Source organism: Blautia sp. HCP3S3_H10_2, from assembly GCF_052122375.1.
In the GTDB taxonomy this organism is placed as follows: domain Bacteria; phylum Bacillota; class Clostridia; order Lachnospirales; family Lachnospiraceae; genus Blautia_A.
Genome location: NZ_JBQKCL010000040.1, coordinates 1 through 1,790, shown reverse-complemented (window position 1 = coordinate 1,790; position 1,790 = coordinate 1). Strand labels below are relative to the sequence as shown.

The window sequence follows — 1,790 nt, the reverse complement described above, 5'->3', positions numbered from 1 at the left end:
TTGGCCGCACTCGTTCATTTTGGGGCCTTTCTTCTCCCAAAATTGAAATGGGCGGGAAAGCCCTAAAATGGCTTTCCCGCCTTGATTACCCATTAGCAAAGACGGGCGAGACTGTCAACGGCGGCGCTGAAAGCGCCGTTCATCTTGACCGTTGACTGGCTCGCCTGGCTTTGCTACTGCCCGTAAGAGATGGAAAAACAAGATGGAAAACAAGGTTAAAAATGGTTGACAAGTCTATCGGATGTGTGTTATACTGTGCGACAGTTTGAGATTGGAAGGAGGCTTACGTGTGTTAATTTGTGTACGCTAATAAGCAATAAAAAGTAGAAGTACCTTTCCACATGATGGTGGGCTTTTTTTGCGTGCGTATGCAAAGGAACACGTAGGTTTGACACGAGCAGTCTTTGAACTGTATCGTGGTGTTTTTTCGTGCTTTGTTGTTATGCAGGCGTCTGCCCTCTCTGTGGGACAACGCCTGCTTTTTATTGCAGAAACAAAGGAACAATGCAATAAAAAAGGAGGTTCGCATTATGACCCAAAACAACAATTCATGGAGAAAAACTTATTTTACACTTCTTGCCGGACAAGCAATATCCTTTATTAGCAGCGGTATTTTGCAAATGGCCATTATCTTTTATTTGGTTGCGAAAACTAATTCTGCAATCATATTGACGGCGGCAACACTGATTGGATTTTTGCCGCAAGCCTGTTTAGGCCCGTTTGCAGGTGCTTTTGTTGACCGGCACAGCCGTAAAAGCGTAATGATTGGTGCGGATTTGATAATTGCCGCCGCTGGCGGTATTCTGGCGCTGGTGGCGTTTTACATGGAATTGCCCGTATGGTCTATTATGGTTGTCCTGTTAATCCGAAGTGCGGGAACTGCTTTTCATTCTCCAGCATTCAGCGCAGCAACACCTATGATTGTGCCAAAAGAGGAACTTACAAAATGCGCTGGTTACACGCAGACCATGCAAGCAGTAAGTGCGATTATCAGTCCAGCTGCCGCAGCGTTTTTATATGCTGTTTGGCCTCTTAATGCAATTATATTGTTAGATATTGTGGGTGCAATCCTTGCCTGTGTGACTGTTGCGATTTCGTCCATACCAACGCCTGAACTATGTCCAGAAACGAAAAGACAACAGTTTTTACAGGATATGAAAGAGGGGTATGTGGTATTAAAGCAAAACAGGGGCCTCTTTGCTCTGCTCTGGATTGGTGTAATTTATATGTTCTTTTATATGCCAATCAGTACGCTTTTTCCTCTCATCTGTATGTCATACTTCAAAGGAACACCGGCCCATGCCTCTGCCGCTGAAATTGCTTTTGCGGTTGGTATGCTGCTTGGCGGAGTCATTCTGAGCATTTGGGGCGGTTTTAAGAAACGGCGGTACACCATCGGTCTTTCCGTTCTCCTGATGGGCGTTAGCAATATGCTCTCCGGGCTTTTGCCGCCAGACGCATTTCTTGTCTTTGTTGTGTGCTGTACTGTTATGGGAATTTCCGCTCCATTTTACGGTGTGCAAAATGCGATTTTTCAAGAAACGGTCAAACCAGAATATCTGGGGAGAGTTTTTTCTCTACTGACAAGCGCCGCTTCCCTCGCCATGCCGTTTGGCCTTGTCATTTCCGGGCCTCTGGCGGAGCGGCTGGGAGTTGAGAAATGGTTTGTCATTTGCGGAATTGGCATTATCATCGTTGCGCTTGCCGTATTTTTACTACCCGGTTTGAGAGAGATTGACAATACGCAATAATCAACTGCACCTTTTTCTATTACTAAACAAAATGCCTGG

At 45.5% G+C, this 1,790-nt stretch carries 1 protein-coding gene; it reads left to right on the top strand.

The genetic code is table 11. From position 1 onward, the window contains the following. Positions 1-530: 530 nt before the first annotated feature. On the top strand, positions 531-1,751 hold the full coding sequence (locus ACTQWB_RS18610; RefSeq protein WP_002584949.1) for an MFS transporter: 1,221 nt from the start codon (positions 531-533) through the stop codon (positions 1,749-1,751). The last annotated feature ends 39 nt before the right edge of the window (positions 1,752-1,790 follow it).

What these genes read in the sequence shown, in the direction of transcription:
- ACTQWB_RS18610 (WP_002584949.1), top strand. Translation starts at nt 531, where the DNA reads ATGACCCAAAACAACAATTCATGGAGAAAAACTTATTTTACACTTCTT.